Origin of the sequence: Undibacterium sp. YM2 (assembly GCF_009937975.1) — a bacterium.
Lineage (GTDB): Bacteria > Pseudomonadota > Gammaproteobacteria > Burkholderiales > Burkholderiaceae_D > Undibacterium.
Genome location: NZ_AP018441.1, coordinates 4,787,447 through 4,804,382 on the forward strand (window position 1 = coordinate 4,787,447; position 16,936 = coordinate 4,804,382).

The window sequence follows — 16,936 nt, forward strand, 5'->3', positions numbered from 1 at the left end:
TGACGTTTCTGCGTTGGCAGTTTTGCCTTGACTGCATCAGTAAGAATTAACTGACATTATCTTGGTCAATTTCTTCCCTGGCGTCCGTACGCTGGCGAACAGACGCTGGCCGGCTGCTGCATCACGATGCAAGCGTGCTTCAGGTAAGACCAAACGTTGCGTTGTTGATGCGGATTGTTGAGCGATATGACAATGAGAATAGCTTCAACACGGTTTGATCACTTATCTGATGCCAGCATTCTTAAACCCTGTGCGCAATCGCTACGCTTGTGCACTTTTACAGGAAGAAAAATCATGCTCTATACCATCGCTGTTATTTTACTGATCATGTGGTTGCTTGGCATGGTGTCGGCTTACACCATCGGTGGCTTTATTCATATTCTTCTGGTCATCGCCATTGTCATGATACTGGTTCGTGTCATACGAGGCGAACGACTCTGAAGCCTTTGCTCTCTGCACTCGGGTCGCTGCTGAAACGTGGCTTTACGCTGCCACTGCTGTTGCCGGACCTCGTCCACATCCTGCAGCGCACCCTGAGTGAATGGCTACGCCACCGCGCCGCCAGCAAGGGCGCGGCGCTGGCTTTCTATACCCTGTTTTCGATGGCACCTATCCTGGTACTGGTGCTCGCCATCGCCGGTTTTTTCTACGGCCAGCAAGCGGCACAGGGGCAGTTATTCCATCAATTACAAACCCTGGTCGGACACACCAGTGCCGAGGCCATACAAGCCATGCTGGCGGGTGCACGCAATGAAGACGAAGGCCGTCTGGCGACCATCATTGCCAGTGTGCTGCTGCTGGTTGGTGCCACCAGTGTCTTTGCCGAACTCAAGGAAAGCCTTGATGAAATCTGGCAAGTGCCACACCAGACCGACAGCAGCATCTGGCATTTGCTGCGTACCCGCCTGCTCTCTTTTGGCCTGGTGCTGGTACTGGCATTTCTGATGCTGGTGTCACTGGTCATCAATGCCGTGCTGGCAGCGCTGGAACATTACTGGAGCGGCAGCCAGATTGCGATTTCCCTGGTATTCCTGCCCTTGTCTGCGATGACCAGCTTTGCCGTCATTGCCTGTCTGTTTGCGGTTATTTTCAAGATGCTGCCGCAGGTAAGGCTTTCCTGGAATGATGTATGGGTAGGTGCACTCGGTACGGCGGGCTTGTTCCACGCCGGTAAATATGCGATAGGCCTGTACATAGGCAATAGTGGTGTCGCTAACAGCTTTGGCGCCGCCGGATCAATGATCGCGATTTTGTTATGGGTATATTACTCGGCCCAGATTTTCCTGCTTGGTGCAGAATTTACCCGCCAGTATGCGTATTCTATGGGCAGCTTGCAAAATCAAAAGCAAACTGCCGCGACCTGAACCAAGCAGCTAATTTATTTTGCCGAGACCCTCCAGATGATATTACCAACGTCATCTGCCACCAGCAGAGCCCCCGCCTTATCGACGACAACGCCAACAGGACGTCCTTTGGCTTTGCCATCTGCAGTTAAAAACCCGGTCAGTACATCTTGCGGTGCACCGCTGGGCTTGCCATTTGCAAACGGTACAAAGATGACTTTATAGCCGCTATGCGGCTGGCGGTTCCATGAGCCATGTTGCCCAATAAATGCGCCTCCGGCATAGCGTTCAGGCAGCATTTTTGCACTATAGAATGTCAGACCCAGCGATGCCGTGTGCGCACCCAATGCATAATCCGGGGCAATGGCTTTGGCGACAAGATCGGGCCTTTGTGGTTTGACACGTACATCCACATGCTGACCAAAATAACTGTAGGGCCAGCCATAAAATGCACCATCCACCACTGAAGTCATGTAGTCGGGGACCAGGTCATTGCCCAACTCGTCCCTTTCATTGACTGCCGCCCATAAAGCACCACTTTGCGGTTGCCATGCCAGGCCATTGGCATTGCGCAAGCCGCTGGCAAATACACGTGTGTGGCCAGTGGCGATCTCGATCTCATGGATGGCAGCACGTCCCACTTCTTTATCCATGCCATTTTCAGCTACATTGCTGTTCGACCCTACCGAGACATACAGACGCAAACCATCGGGGCTGGCAATCAGATCCTTGGTCCAGTGGTGGTTGATTTTTCCGGCAGGCAGATCGACCAGCTTTACTCCGGGTGTCGTGATCTGCGTCTGCCCACGCTGGTAAGGGTAACGCATGATGGCATCGGTATTGGCAACATACAGATAGTCACCGACCAGTGCCATGCCAAAAGGTGAATGCAGGCCTTCCAGGAATACGGTGCGCGTTGTTGCCTTACCCTGACTATCCATGCCACGCAACAGCGTGATGCGGTCAGCGCTTTTCACCTGGGCACCGGCTGAACCCTTGACCACAGACTCCACCCATTTCTTGATGCGCTTGACGCCAGTGACAGTGTCATGTACCGCTGGCGCGTTACTTTCTGCCACCAGCACGTCCCCGTTTGGTAATACATGCATCATGCGCGGATGATCAAGTTCTTGCGCATAGGCATGAACAACCAACCCATCGGCAGCGAGTGGTTTATCACCTTGTTCCCAGCCTATCGCCTTGGCGATATTAATGGTGGGCAGCAATTTTTTTTCCGGCTCAGGCAATACGGGCTGGCTGCCAAAACCTGGCGTGTCAGCAAGTGTGTTTGACTCCACAGGCGCGACCAGGCAGACTTGCAGGCTCAGCAGCACACAGGTGCTGAAAATGGGTATTGTGGGTTTCATCCGTTTCTCCAGAGCAGAAAAGTAGTTTTTAAATAGGCGATAGAGACTATCGATATAAAAGCACTGGAGTTGATTGCGCGTCTGTTCGTCAAAGCACACTGGTGAAAACTAGAACTCATTTTATAAATAGGGATGAGTACGAACGAGACGATTTGGGATGCAGTGCAAGGCCTCAGTTGCCTAACCTCTGCAGCTAAGGCTCACACCTCAGCAAAGGAGGGGTGGCATACTACCCGCGGCAATGCGCCCAAATCGTCAGTTCACTAAGGGGTTGCCTCATAACGTGTACCAGATAACATAGAGTTTATTTTTGATGATGCGAGCATAAACTGCCGTGTCCGCATTGCCATTCCGCGTTATGAGGCAAACGCACCTCATTCATATTTATGAAATGAGTTCCAATGACCCTTTACCTTTCAGAGATAAAACTTGATCTGCTAAACAACATGGCAGGGTGCATTTCATCATGCTAAAGAAATCATATTTGATCGCGCAGCGCTTGAATCTATATCAAAAACATCATGTTTCAATGAAATTTCATCACAGCATTTCAATGCCGAAATATTTACTTACAATTACCTAAGATTTGTCACTGAAATAATATTGTTAAACAATGTAAACTATATATTATTGCTGTTGGTTAATAGTTTTACAGATGGGAACGCACCAAGCCGGTGTCGTGATATCCATTCTCAGCACATGAACACAGCATTTCTACACGTAGTAAAAGAACCTGATCTGGCCAGAGACTTGAGCCGGATTGCGGATGATTTTGACATACTCGGTTTTTTCCATCACTTTGGCAGCTCCTGTTTTGCCATGTCAGCCATGCTGGCACAGATACTCATAGCCAAAGGTTATCAGGCCAAAGTACAGGGCTGCTACGGCGAGATCAGGCAGGGCAATGGGGTTTTCTACATAGGCTATCAGGGCTTTGCCCATCAGGGTCAAAAAGAAGGCCATGCGGTTTGCCTGGTAGAAGATAAATACCTGATCGACTTTGGTCTTGGCACGCTCAAAAAACACTATGCTGCCGACTTCAAGCCTGCGCTGGCCAGCCCGCTGCAAAGTAATGCGGGTGGGGCTGGTGTGATTGCCCACCTGTCACTGGACGATGGCAGTGATATGGTCTGGCGCACAGACTGGATTTCCCCCATGGTAGAGACTGAACTGCTGTCGCAGACAGCGACCGTGCAAAGGATACTGGCGGTATTTGATGACTTTCAAAGAAACCGTGTTGCCCATCTGGTCAAAAAGCTGTTTTCAGATAAGAACGCTACTCCCGCAGTCCATGAACTCATGGTCACGCGCAATCCCCGCATTGATGCCAACGACACTACCGAAGTGCAGCGAAGACTGGCATAGTCAGCCTGCTTTTGGCCTGCCACACAAAACTCAACCTCCATGCTTCCTGCGCAATCCTGCACAACTTAGCACTGTTCAATCCATGAATTGCTGGCTAAGATTTATATCAGTAACATTTTTAAAAAATTAAATCTTGCCGCAAGTCACCTTTTGAAAAGGATATAGTGACCGCTTCATGTTAAATTATTGATCTCAAACGGTTTTTCATTCCAGACCCTGCACTGTGGGAAAGCAAGATGACAGAAACGCGTGAAGACTTACCGGCATCAGCTCAGCCAGCGCCAGCGAGGTCCATACGCAGTTATTTGCTGATGCTGGTACTGGCCGTGTCCTTGCCACTGGTGGCTGCTGTCGCCTTTGGCATCTATTACGACTTCCAGCAATCAACCAATTTCACCAAGACCACCCTGAAGACCATGATCAGCGTCATGATCAAGAACACCCATGGCAAGCTGGACCAGGCGCACAAGATCATGGCCGGAGTCGCCAGCCTGCCACTGGTGAGGCAATTGCAGTTACAGGGCTGCCCCGAAAAAATGACCAGCCTGGCCAGCCTCGACCCTGCCTATGCGCGTCTGGCCATTGTCGATCTGCAGGGCAATATCCTGTGCAGTGCACGCAATGTTCCTGCTGCCGTGCTGAGGGCCATGATCAACGTCGCCGACTTTGCCGAAACCGTGAAGACCGGGCACCTGACTATTTCGCCTCCACACAAGGTACAGGCATCATCCCCCTGGAATACGATCATGAGCCTGCCTGTGCGTAATCAGGCAGGCCAGATCATCGCCGTAGTGATACTGTCACTGGATGTGAATTTCTACGATCCCGGCATTCCTGCCGAGTTCTTGCCTGACGCCAGCCGTTTTGGCTTTTTCAGGGATGACGGCATCATGGTCTGGCGCAATCTCGACCCTGACCAGGTCATCGGCACCCGCCCCAATGCCGAAGCTGCCAGGCGTATTGTGACAACCAGGAAAGGCGAATTCGAGAGTCTGGCCGTGGATGGTGTGACGCGTTTCTTCTCGGTCATGCCCATGCCTGAATACGGCATGATCGCCTTTGTCGGTGTACCGGCAGATACCATCTTTGCCCAGGCCAGGACACGCGCTGCCGAAGCCATCCTGCTCACGCTGGTGATGATAGGTTTGTTGTGGGTGGTCGCACGTGCCTTTGGCCAGCGCATCACCCGGCCCATGACCGCACTGGAAAGGGTTGCCCGGGCGGTGCAAAGAGGCAACCTCAGTGCCAGGGCCAGCCTGACCGGGCCGGGCGAATTGCAGGCTGTGGCAAATGAATTCAACCGCATGCTGGCGGCACAGCAGCATAGTGATGAATTGTTCCGCGCTTTTCTGGACAATAGTGCTATTGTCGCCTGGATCAAGGATGAAGATGGCCGTTACCAGTTTGTCAGCGACAATTTCTTGCGGCGTTTTTCTTTCCAGGCCAGCGAGGTCATAGGCAAGACTGACCACGATATTTTACCGCCAGAAATTGCCGACAGCTATCGCGCCAGTGACCTCGCCCTGCTGGCCACCGGCGGGCAGGACGAGGCCATCTGGCCCTCGGACAATCCCGGTGAAAGTGTCAGCTGGTGGCTGGTCAACAAGTTTGTGTTTACCGGCTCGGACGGCAAGCGCCAGCTTGGCGGCCTGGCCGTGGATATCACTGAACGCAAGCGCATGACCGACCTTGATGAGTTGATCCTGCAAACTGCCATGGACGCTTTCTGGCTGGTCGACAAGAACGGCAAGCTGCGCGCCGTCAATGAAACTGCCTGCAGCATGATGGGCTACAGCCGTGAAGAAATGCTCAAGCTCAGCATCGACGATGTCGATATCATGGATGAATTTGAAGGCAAACCGGTGCATGAAAGACTGGACATCGTGCGTCAGGCCGGTGCCCAGCAATTCGAGGCCAGGCACAAATGCAAGGATGGTCACATCATCGATGTTGAAGTCTCGGTACGCTACCTGCCCGGCCAGGAATTATTCCCCGCCTTTGTGCGCGATATCACGGCGCGCAAGCAGGCCGAACAAAGCCTGCACCTGGCAGCTACCGTATTTGAATCGCATGAAGGCATGTTCGTGACGAGTGCCAACAAGATTATCCAGCAAGTCAACCGCGCCTTTACCGAAATCACTGGCTACAGCCGTGAAGATGCGATAGGACAAAGCCCCAAAATCCTCAATTCTGGCCGCCACGACCAGGATTTTTTTGCCGACATGGATGTGCACCTGGGCATGAGTGGCTCCTGGCAGGGTGAAATCTGGAACCGTCACAAGGATGGTCATATCAGCCCGCAATGGCTGGCCATCACCGCCGTGTATGGCCGCAATAATGAATTGCTGCATTATGTTGGTACCCTCGTTGATATCTCCATGCGCAAGGCCGCAGAAGATGAAATCAAGACCCTGGCTTTCTATGACCCGCTGACCCACCTGCCCAACCGCCGTCTGCTGACCGACCGCCTGCAACAGGCCCTGCTGGCCTGCGCCCGCAGTGGCCGCAAGGGTGCGCTGATGTACATTGATCTCGACAACTTCAAGACGCTCAATGATACCCAGGGCCACTACAAGGGCGACCTGCTGCTACAGCAGGTATCCGGGCGCCTGACCAATTGTGTGCGCGAAGGCGACACGGTAGCACGCATAGGTGGCGACGAGTTTGTGCTCTTGCTGGAAAACCTCAGCGAATCCACCCATGAAGCAGCCAGCCAGATAGAAATGGTAGGCAAGAAAATACTCGCTGCACTGAACCAGCCGTATGACCTCGAAGGCTATGAATGCCATAGCACCCCCAGCATAGGCGCGACCCTGATTGCTGACCAGGACAATGGCTATGAAGAGTTGATGAAGCAGGCCGACCTCGCGATGTATGCTGCCAAGACGGCGGGCCGCAATACCCTGCGCTTTTTTGACCCTGCCATGCAAGCCGTGGTCAGCTCACGCGCCCGGATGGAAAAAGAATTGCGCGACGCCTTGCGCGAACAGCAATTGCGCCTGTTTTACCAGCCCCAGGTTGGCCGCGACGGTGAACTGCTGGGGGCAGAGGCCCTGGTACGCTGGCAGCACCCTCAGCGCGGCATGATCTCACCTGCCGAATTCATCCCGCTGGCAGAAGCCACAGGCCTGATCCTGCCACTGGGCCAGTGGGTCTTGCGCACCGCCTGCATGCAATTACTGGATTGGGCCAACGACCCCGCCAGTGCAAAACTGACCATTGCCGTGAATGTCAGTGCCCGCCAGTTCAGGCAGATAGATATCGTCGAACAGGTCCTGGGCATACTGCAAGAAACCGGGGCCAACCCGCAATTGCTGAAACTGGAATTGACAGAAAGCCTGCTGGTCGATGATGTGGAAGATACCATCACAAAGATGGAACAACTGAAAGCCGCAGGCCTGTGCTTCTCTCTTGACGATTTTGGTACCGGCTATTCTTCCCTGACTTACCTGAAACGCCTGCCGCTGGATCAGCTCAAGATAGACCAGTCCTTTGTACGCGATGTCCTGACTGACCCCAACGATGCCGCCATCGCCAGGACCATCGTCGCCCTGAGCCAGAGCATGGGCCTGTCTGTCATCGCCGAAGGGGTGGAAAGCGCCGAACAGAGGGATTACCTCGCCAGCCAGGGTTGCTTTGCCTATCAGGGCTATCACTTTGGCAAGCCTGTCCCTATTGCTGACTTCACCACGGCCCATCTTGATCAGCCGGGTCTGCCCTGATCTTGCGGTGGGCACAAGTCAGTGAAGTTCGAAAGACACGCCTGGCTAAGCCGTTTTGCGTAATGCCCGCCCTACTCCCAGGCCCAGCAAGGCAAAATTCAGTACTGCAATCAGTGCTGCAAAAAATACAAACACCAGCCAGGGCAAGCCCTGCACGCTGAAAGGTGAAAACAGCGCCGCAAATTCCCTTGCATCTGAATACATGCCATTGCGCAAGGCTTCATACTGGAAGATATAGCTGGTATCACTGAAGGCCGAGTAACACATGACGATGCCCAGGCATTGCAAGACCAGCCGCTGCCAGGCGTCTGGCGCACGCATCAGCATGACAGTCATCAGTATCAGGCTGACGGGCAAGATCAGGCCCAGCAAATGTGTGGCATGCCATTGCGCCAGTATGGGATAAGTGCTGCTGCTCAAGAAAACCGGCTTGATCATGTAGTAAGCACCGCAAACAAAGAAAAGCAACAGGACCAAATACGCTATCCGCAACTTCTCTGCCCGGGTCGAGACCATCAGCAAGATGCTGCCAGACACCGCTGGCCCCAATAAACCACCCAGCAAGACCAGGCTTTGCCAGCCACCGCTGGTAATCGCCGCACCACCATCGCCATCCATCTGGAACCAGTAAAACGAACCACCACTGAGCAGGCTGGCCAGCCCATGCCCCATCTCATGTACGAATACCCCCAGATAGCGCAGCGGCGCGGTCAGCCAGTACAACAGATACGCTTGGGCAGGCAATAGCAGCGGCAAGACTATCCATAACAGGAAAAACACCGCCATCAGTGAAAGCAGCATGCGCCTGTGCCCCAGGCCGCGGTTGCTGGCACCATGTACTGGATCAAACGGCATCTGCTGGCTTGCCATGGGTATTCCTGTCAAAAAGATATTGGCTTAGTGTAACTCAAGATCAACTTTGCCCTGCACAAGCGGCCTATGCCAAGCTCAGATTAAACGACAGCAAAGCCCGGCGATACTTCAAGGCAATAGTAAAAGCCGCCGAACATAGTAAAATTGCGGGATACCCCTTACCGGAAATTTGCATGTCCAAGAAAAACGAACTTACCCTGCTGATGGCAAAAGTTCTTTTAAAACTCAGCTCCGAATCCCCGCAAGCCTGGGACCAGTCATATTGCCGCTTTTTAGCGCAAGGTCAAACCCGGCCCGGCTTTGAGTTCGTCATCCGCTGGGGCAGAACCATCTACACCCTGCCAGTACAAGCTGAATACACCGATTTGCTGGCACCGCTGATGCAATCACTGTTTGATGAAATGCAGGCAGAAACAACGCACAGACCCATACTCGCCGTGTTGACGGTAGATTCAGCAAAAACCTATAAACTCAAACTTGAGTACAACAATCCACAGGCGCATGAAATCAGCGTGCAGGCCCTGGGGACGGCTGCTTCGTATTTTGCGAAAGATGAGGTTGATGTGCCACCACGGGATCAATTCAGATTTTAAAATGATGCGTCTTGATTCAAGGCAGTAATGCAGGGCGCATTACAATGCACCTCCCGTTACGGCTACGACTATCCATTTGCAATCGCCCCAGCAAATCAAGTAATGCTAATATGTCATGGCAACATTTTTATCAAGCCTGACATGCCATGAACAAGAAATTACTGATACTGGATCTGGACGAAACCCTGATCTTCGCAACGAAGAAGCAACTCGCGCATGAAGCTGATTTTTGCTTCTTTACTTATCATGTCTATCTGCGTCCCCATGTCAGGGAGTTCCTTGCATTCTGTCTTGAGCATTTTGACTGCGCGGTCTGGACATCGGCATCCGAGAGTTATGCCGCTGTCATCGTCAAGCATCTGTTTGGTGAAGAACCGCCATTAAAATTTGTCTGGGCCAGGCAACGCTGCACGCGCGTGTTCGATCCTGAATATCAGGACTTTGAATGGGTCAAGGATTTGAATAAAGTCAGGCAACGTGGCTATCTGCTGGAGCAAGTCATCATGCTGGATGACACACCCAGGAAACTGCGCCGCAACTATGGCAATCTGGTGCGCATGAACATGTTTGAGGGCGATACCCAAGACCATGAGCTGAAGCTGGCCATGGCCTATCTGCAGGAGTTGAAGCACGCAGAAAATATCCGCGCCGTAGAAAAACGCGGATGGCGGACACGGTTTCTGGAAGCTGATGGGAAGGCGATATTCGGATAGATAAAGTCATCATCGTGATCTCCGTAATCTAGATTGCGGTTACGGCTATCCCTTTACCATCATCACGCCAAATCGCAAGGAAAGTTTACGGCACTATCGTCGTAAACAAATACACCGCAAAGATCACGCAATGAATAGTACCCTGCATGATGGTGGTTCGCCCCGTTCCCAAGGACAAAGAAGTAATCATCAGTGACAACAGCAGCAGCACCGTCGATTTCGCATCGATGCCGAGGTTCAGTGACCAGCCCGTGGTCAGCGAAATCACGGCAACGACAGGGATGGTCAGGCCTATGCTGGCCAGCGCTGAGCCCAGGGCCAGGTTGATGCTGGTTTGCAGGCGGTTGGCGCGGGCGGCGCGAAAGGCGGCGACACCCTCTGGCAACAACACGACAATGGCAATGATAATGCCCACCAGCGCCTGCGGTGCACCGGCAGCAGCAACCGCATTTTCCAGGGTAGGTGCCAAAGCTTTGGCCAGCAACACCACCGCCCCCAGACATAACATGAGCAGACCGGCACTGGCCCAGGCCACGCCATTGCTGGGTGGCGCTGCGTGCGCCTCCTCATCACCGCTGGATGCAGCGGGCAGGAAATAATCGCGATGGCGCACAGTCTGCACCAGTACAAAAGTGCCATACAAGACCAGCGAAACGACAGCAATAAAAGCCAGCTGACTGGCGCTATACACAGGCCCCTGCGCAGTCGAAGTAAAGTTCGGCAATACCAGGGTCAGTATCGCCAGCGCAGCCAGGGTCGCCAGTGAAGTGCTGGCACCACGCAGGCTGAAGCTTTGTTCCTTGTGCAGGCTGCCTCCGGCCAGCAGGCACAGGCCGATGATGCCGTTGAGGATAATCATGATGGCGGCAAACACGGTGTCGCGTGCCAGGCCTGCAGTGACTTCGCCACCGGCCAGCATCAAAGAGACGATCAGCGCCACTTCTATCAGCGTCACGGCCAGAGCCAGCAAGAGCGTGCCAAAGGGCTCGCCAATTTTATGCGCGACTACTTCAGCATGATAGACGGCAGTCAGCACACCACCAAACAGGGCGATGGTCAGCAGGATTGCATATAAGGGTGCGGTGATCAGCATGCCGCCGCCGAGGATGACCCAGGCAGCAAAAGGCATGATGATGGACCACCGCGGCAAATTAGCAGATATCGTCATGTATGGAGTCCGAGGGTAAAAAAAAACGTCAACACATAGCGTGTTGACGTATTGTATCAGGAGCCCAATGAATCTATCTTGCCAGGGGACTAACGTTCTTTCACCACACCGCGATAAATCAGCAAGGTGGCCAGCAAGCCGAAGGCACCAGCCATAGCCATCCAGTATCCAGGTGCGGCCTTGTCGCCCGTGCTTTCTATCAACCAGGTAGAAATCAGCGGCGTCAAACCACCAAACAATGCCGTTGCAAGACTGTAAGCAAGGGAAAAGCCGGTGGTGCGTATGCGCACAGGGATGATCTCCGTCAGTGCGACAATGGTGGCACCGTTATAGCTGGCATATAGAAAAGACAGCCACAGTTCGACCATTAACATGTGCTCAAAACTGGGATTAACAATCAGCCATGATAACAAAGGGTAAGCTGTCGCCATTGTAAGGGCAGAAAACAAAGCCATGATCGGCCATCTGCCAATACGATCTGAAAGTGCGCCCATTATCGGCAACCAGATAAAATTTGATACGCCCACACAAAGGGTTACAAGCAGACTTTCTACCGTTGTCAGTTTCAGTACGGTTTTGCCAAAGGTCGGTGTGTAAACGGTGATGAGATAAAACGACACCGTTGTCATGACGATTAACATGGTACCAGCGACCACCAGTGGCCAATTAAGCGAAATGGTTTTCAACATTTCTTTGAAGCTGGGATGTGTCTTTTGAGCCAGATAATCTTCTGTCTCCTGCAAAGAGCGACGGATGTAAAATACAACAGGGATGATGGAACAGCCAATGAAAAAAGGGATGCGCCAACCCCAGTCGGCGATAAATTCCTTGCTCAGCGTTTCATTGAGAAAGTAGCCCAGTCCCGCAGAAAATACGATCGCTACTTGCTGGCTTGCCGATTGCCAACTGACATAAAACCCCTTGTGTCCCGGTGTCGCCATTTCTGACAGATACACTGACACACCACCGAGTTCCACGCCGGCAGAAAAGCCTTGCAGCAAGCGTCCTATCAGTATCAGGAAGGGTGCCAGCAAGCCTATGGTGGAATAATCGGGGATGAAGGCTATCATCGCCGTTCCTGAAGCCATGATAGCCAATGTCAGCACCAGGCCCTTGCGGCGACCTATGCGGTCAATATAGCTACCAAGAATAATCGCGCCCAATGGCCTCATGAAAAACCCGGCACCAAAGGTGGCAAACGTCATCATCAATGCAGCGTACTCGCTACTGGCCGGGAAAAAGGCTTTGGCAATATAGGTGGCATAAAATCCAAAAAGGAAAAAATCATACATTTCTATGAAGTTTCCACTGGTGACACGAATAACGCTGGAAAACTTCGACTGACGCTGTGCAGGAGCTATGGGCACCTGATCAACGAGAGTTGGTGCTACTGATGGGTTGCTGGACATTTTATTCGACCTTTGTACTCTGATGGCGGGCGTTCATGCTGGCCATATCTGCTAAAAAACTGAATGAAACCGGATGAGACGGAATGATCCCGGACAGGATGGATGCGAACAGCATTCCTTACATCTATTTACCGGCAACTGGCTCCAGGCCAGTCTCTGCAATCACTGGAGCATTTTTCTTCGCCGCAAGAAAGTTCAGCAATGCCTGCGCCTGTCCCTGCACTTTGCTTCCTTTGACGATAGCAGCAGAGAATTGCGTTTGTAATTGCACTTCTTGCGGAAGCAAACCAACAATTTCTATGCCTTGTACAGGCAACAGTTCACTACGTTGCTGGCATCCAAAGTCAGCCTCACCCTGCGCGATGATTTCGCCAACAGGGGTGGCAGGTATTTGCGCGGCCTTACCCTGCATTTGCTCTTCTATCTCCAGCTTTTTCATCAATTGATGCTTGATGTACTCACCACTGGCGCTATCAGAATAGGCGACTTTGCGCGCCTGCAAGAAAGCATTTTTCAGGCCGACTGTCGTGCTGATATCAGGTTTTGAATTTCCTTTTTTTACTGCACACGCGATGGGAGAATTAGCCAGTACCACCTTGCTGCCAGCGACCAGCTTGCCTTCATTCATGAGCTTGTCCAACGAGTCGCCAACCATGATGACAACATCTATTTCTTCGCCGCGTGCCATGCGTACCGGGATAGCATTGCTAGTTTTACCCATTGATGGGCCCCATTCCGACAGCAGCTTGTCGCCAGAGGCAAGTTCGTAAGCGGGTGCCAGGTTTTTGTAGGCCTGGGCGAAACCGCCAGAGCTGACGACACGTATATCGGCTGCCTGAGCCTGCTCACTTGCACATAATGCAGCGACGCTCATGCAAATAATGCTAACCAGGCTTGCGATGCGTTTGGGTGTGGACATGATACTTTCTCCTTACTGATTCAAAACTTGTGCATTAGTCCAAGGGTCAAGCCAAGGCCGCGGCTGCTGTTTGCCTGACCAGCAGTGATGCCGGCAGCGTTGCCTCTCCAGCTGGTATAGTCAGTTTCCGCATAGAGCATGCTGCGTTTGGATAATGCCTGTTCCAGATAAACAAAACTGCGATCAAAACCATCATCGGAATAAGTACTTGCTTCGCGACGCACACGATAATAGGCCGTCGTCAGATTCAGTTCAGGGTTAATCGAATAAGCCACCCCGGCAGAAGCAATCCGCTGTCGTGTTTGTTTACCCGGACCTGTTTCCGCACTGTTATCGCCTGCATTCGCCCTGAATACCAGGCCACCATATTGATAGGCAACACCCAGTGTGTAAGCCTGAAGGTTAGAGCCGGCGCTGTTTTTCAATTTCATATATGCACCGGAAACTGACCAGCCATCACGCTGATAAGCGAGGCCAGCGGCAACACTGGACAAGGCAGAATTGCTACCTGCCACTTCACCAAAGGAATAGGAGCTACGTACAGTGTAGGGGCCGGTTTCAAGTGTATATTTCACCATATTATCAAGGCGATAATAATTATCTGCATAGCCGCTGCTGCCATACTGCACACCAAACGCATGCGTGCCAAAAGCAGTGTTGCTGAGTGCAGTTATATTAATATTCGGATTAAAGCTGGCGTAGCGCATGCCCAATGGATCGACGCTTGAGATTGCATCCGACAATATTGTGGCCTGGCGACCAGCGGTCAGATTACCGTAGTTCGACTTGATACCGACAAAAGAAAGCCGGTCAAACAATTTATCGGGTTTTGCGGATGTACCGGTGTCGAAATTCAAGCCGCCTTCGAACTGAAAAACCGCTGCCACACCGGCCCCCAGGTCTTCCTGCCCTTTAAAACCCCATCGGCTGGTATTATTGACGCCGCTATTTAATGCAAGACTGCTGCCAACTGAAGCACCAGAAACAGGTGTATTGCCAGCATTCATGCCACGGCTGTAGTGCACACCAAGATCAGCGATGCCATAAACGTCAACTTGGGATTGTGCAGATGCGCTGCCGCTTGCGCATATTAAAATGGCAAGGTAAGTAAATTTTCTCACATTGTCTCCAAAGGATTTTAATTGCGGCCTTCTTGATGAGGCGTTAAGTATTTGCCAAAAAATTGGCCGCTCCTGGCGGATCAATGTTCTTATTCAGGCTGGTACGCATCATCCAACACATGGCATAATTTGTGAATTGCAATATTTATTAAGATTAATGCATGGGACGCATCAATTTCGATTTGCAGGAATTACAGGCATTTGTTGCCGTAGCTGAACGTAGCAGCTTCAAGCATGCAGCGGAGGACCTGTTCCTTTCACAGCCAGCACTCAGCCGCCGCATAGAAAAGCTGGAAGACTTGCTTGGTGTAAAACTGTTTGAACGAACTACCCGTCGCGTGCAGCTGACGAATGTTGGCAGGATTTTTTTGGCAAATGTCAGAAATGCGCTGGATGAACTTGAGGGTGCCATGCTGAGCGTGTCTGATCTTGCGGCACACCGGACAGGTGTCATCAGCCTCGCATGCGTGCCTTCTGCTGTCCATTATTTTCTACCCGGTGTGCTCAAGAGTTTCACTGAGCGTTTTCCCAAAATCCGTGTACGAATCCATGACGAAAGCGCGCAGGACGTCTTGAATCTGGTCTTGGCAGGTGAAGCCGATTTTGGCATCAATTTTGCAGGCGCAGAAAACCCGGAAATTGACTTCCAGCCCATCTATAAAGAACACTTTGTACTGGCGGTACCACAAGATCATCCGCTCGCCAGGCGAAAGAAGCTGACCTGGAAAGAAACTGCCAAGGAGCGCTATATCGCAGTTGCCAAATCAAGCGGCAACCGAAGCCTGATCGACAATGCGCTGGCTGGAGTAGAAAAGCACCCCACGATTTATTATGAAGTCAATCATGTTTCCGGCCTGCTTGCGCTTGTCGAAGCTGGCATGGGCGTAGCGGCGGTACCCCGCCTCTCATTGCCCGCAAATCCCAGGCTGGTCGGTATTCCACTGACTGAACCTGTCATACAAAGAACTCTGGGTATGATCAGCAAGCGGGGTCGCATTATGCCACCGGCGGCACAAACTCTATTCGACATGCTGGTCAGCAGCATGGCAAAAAACAAGAGATCACTGCCAAAATGAAGTCATCAACCCTGTTTAGACAGCGTTACATACAAGTGATATTCGCGGTGATACTGGGTATTTGCTTTGGCTATTTATGGCCAGATCTTGGACGCGATATAAAGCCGGTGACCGATGCCTTTATAAAGCTTATCAGGATGATGCTGGCGCCACTGGTATTTTCCACTATCGTCCTTGGCATTGCCAGTCACAGTCATCGACATGGCAGTAGTGTAGCGAGTACGCTTTTTAAATCGATGGGTCTGTTCTATTTTTTGACCTTGCTCGCCCTGCTATCGGGCTGGCTGGCAGCCACTTTATTGCAACCCGGGGTGGGATGGCATTTGCAGACCGCCGCTATAGATAAACACTTGCTGCCAGCGCTGCCTGCCAACACGGCAGAAAAGGGGGTAGCCGGATTTTTGATGCAAATCATTCCTACAACTTTTGTCAGCGCATTTACTGAACCGGAAATCTTGCCAGTGCTTTTGCTGGCCATGTTGACCGGTTTTGCCATAGCGCGCGCCAAACCCAGCAACGACTATGCCTTGAAGCTCATGGACGAACTGGGAAAGATATTTTTTAGCATCTTTGACGTCATCATGAAGCTGGCACCGCTGGCAGCTTTTGCTTCCATGGCGTTCACTGTAGGCCAGCATGGAATACAATCCCTGGCCGGTTTCAGCTATCTGATTCTGAGCTTCTATCTTGCTTGTACGGCTTTTGTATTGCTCGTCCTGGGTGGGCTGGCAAGATGGCACGGTTTTAGCCTGTGGAAGTTAATCCGCTATATCCGTGAGGAACTATTGGTGGTTCTTGGCACCTCCTCGTCCGAACCGGTATTGCCACCGCTTTTGCAAAAGCTACAGACATTGGGGTGCAAAAAAGAGGTGTCAGGCCTCGTGTTACCAATGGCTTATTCCTTCAACCTCGATGGGACTGCGATTTACCTTACTTTGGCTTCACTATTCATTGCCCAGGCTTGCGATATACAACTGAGCAATGCACAAATACTGAGCTTGATTGCAACCATGTTGCTGACATCTAAAGGGGCAGCAGGTGTCAGCGGCAGTGGCTTTGTAGCGCTGGTGGCAACCCTGGGTATTATCCCGGATTTGCCACTGGAAGGTGCTACTCTTTTGCTGGGTATAGACCGCTTCATGTCAGAAGCCCGGGCCCTTACAAGTACCATCAGCAATGTTGTAGTTTGCCTCATTGTCAGCATCTGGGAAGGGGCCTGCGACCGCAAACTCCTGCAGCAGCAGCTTGATTTGCCATGAATAAATGG

14 protein-coding genes are annotated in these 16,936 nt (G+C 52.0%); 8 read left to right on the forward strand and 6 right to left on the reverse strand.

Going from position 1 to position 16,936, the window contains the following annotated elements:
- Positions 1-294 precede the first annotated feature (294 nt).
- Positions 295-441: a lmo0937 family membrane protein gene (locus UNDYM_RS21945; RefSeq protein ID WP_162043001.1), complete on the forward strand. Its 147-nt coding sequence runs from the start codon at positions 295-297 to the stop codon at positions 439-441.
- A gap of 77 nt (positions 442-518) precedes the next feature.
- Positions 519-1,364: a YihY/virulence factor BrkB family protein gene (locus UNDYM_RS21950; protein WP_162044741.1), complete on the forward strand. Its 846-nt coding sequence runs from the start codon at positions 519-521 to the stop codon at positions 1,362-1,364.
- Between the two features lie 14 nt (positions 1,365-1,378).
- Here UNDYM_RS21950 and UNDYM_RS21955 read toward each other — a convergent pair whose 3' ends face one another.
- A complete protein-coding gene (locus UNDYM_RS21955; RefSeq protein WP_162043002.1) occupies positions 1,379-2,710 on the reverse strand; it encodes a sorbosone dehydrogenase family protein in 1,332 nt (443 codons plus the stop codon).
- Positions 2,711-3,409: 699 nt separating this feature from the next.
- On the opposite strand from UNDYM_RS21955, the gene UNDYM_RS21960 reads away from it, so the two are divergent.
- Positions 3,410-4,075, forward strand: coding sequence for a hypothetical protein (locus tag UNDYM_RS21960; RefSeq protein ID WP_162043003.1), 666 nt, complete (start codon positions 3,410-3,412; stop codon positions 4,073-4,075).
- A gap of 236 nt (positions 4,076-4,311) precedes the next feature.
- Positions 4,312-7,797 (forward strand): EAL domain-containing protein, encoded by a 3,486-nt coding sequence (locus UNDYM_RS21965; RefSeq protein WP_162043004.1) that lies wholly within the window; start codon positions 4,312-4,314, stop codon positions 7,795-7,797.
- Between the two features lie 45 nt (positions 7,798-7,842).
- On the opposite strand, the gene UNDYM_RS21970 is transcribed toward UNDYM_RS21965, so the two are convergent.
- Positions 7,843-8,667, reverse strand: coding sequence for a M50 family metallopeptidase (locus UNDYM_RS21970; RefSeq protein WP_162043005.1), 825 nt, complete (start codon positions 8,665-8,667; stop codon positions 7,843-7,845).
- Between the two features lie 176 nt (positions 8,668-8,843).
- Between UNDYM_RS21970 and UNDYM_RS21975 the strand changes: the two genes are divergently transcribed.
- On the forward strand, positions 8,844-9,263 hold the full coding sequence (locus UNDYM_RS21975) for a hypothetical protein (RefSeq protein WP_162043006.1): 420 nt from the start codon (positions 8,844-8,846) through the stop codon (positions 9,261-9,263).
- Between the two features lie 146 nt (positions 9,264-9,409).
- Positions 9,410-9,976: an HAD family hydrolase gene (locus UNDYM_RS21980; RefSeq protein ID WP_162043007.1), complete on the forward strand. Its 567-nt coding sequence runs from the start codon at positions 9,410-9,412 to the stop codon at positions 9,974-9,976.
- An 85-nt stretch (positions 9,977-10,061) separates the two neighbouring features.
- Here UNDYM_RS21980 and UNDYM_RS21985 read toward each other — a convergent pair whose 3' ends face one another.
- From UNDYM_RS21985 to UNDYM_RS22000, 4 genes are all read right to left on the reverse strand, one after another.
- Positions 10,062-11,144 carry a calcium:proton antiporter gene (locus UNDYM_RS21985; protein ID WP_162043008.1) on the reverse strand — a complete coding sequence of 361 codons (1,083 nt, stop codon included), beginning with the start codon at positions 11,142-11,144 and terminating at the stop codon, positions 10,062-10,064.
- A gap of 89 nt (positions 11,145-11,233) precedes the next feature.
- Complete coding sequence (locus tag UNDYM_RS21990; protein ID WP_162043009.1) at positions 11,234-12,553, reverse strand: MFS transporter; 1,320 nt, start codon at positions 12,551-12,553, stop codon at positions 11,234-11,236.
- Positions 12,554-12,677: 124 nt separating this feature from the next.
- Positions 12,678-13,472 (reverse strand): substrate-binding domain-containing protein, encoded by a 795-nt coding sequence (locus UNDYM_RS21995; protein WP_162043010.1) that lies wholly within the window; start codon positions 13,470-13,472, stop codon positions 12,678-12,680.
- A gap of 20 nt (positions 13,473-13,492) precedes the next feature.
- Entirely contained in the window at positions 13,493-14,593 is a 1,101-nt protein-coding gene (locus tag UNDYM_RS22000) for a porin (RefSeq protein WP_162043011.1), read from the reverse strand.
- Between the two features lie 161 nt (positions 14,594-14,754).
- Between UNDYM_RS22000 and UNDYM_RS22005 the strand changes: the two genes are divergently transcribed.
- Positions 14,755-15,669: a LysR family transcriptional regulator gene (locus UNDYM_RS22005; protein WP_174244961.1), complete on the forward strand. Its 915-nt coding sequence runs from the start codon at positions 14,755-14,757 to the stop codon at positions 15,667-15,669.
- Positions 15,666-16,928, forward strand: coding sequence for a cation:dicarboxylate symporter family transporter (locus UNDYM_RS22010; protein ID WP_162043012.1), 1,263 nt, complete (start codon positions 15,666-15,668; stop codon positions 16,926-16,928). The genes UNDYM_RS22005 and UNDYM_RS22010 overlap by 4 nt, the downstream gene beginning before the upstream one ends.
- Positions 16,929-16,936: the final 8 nt, after the last annotated feature.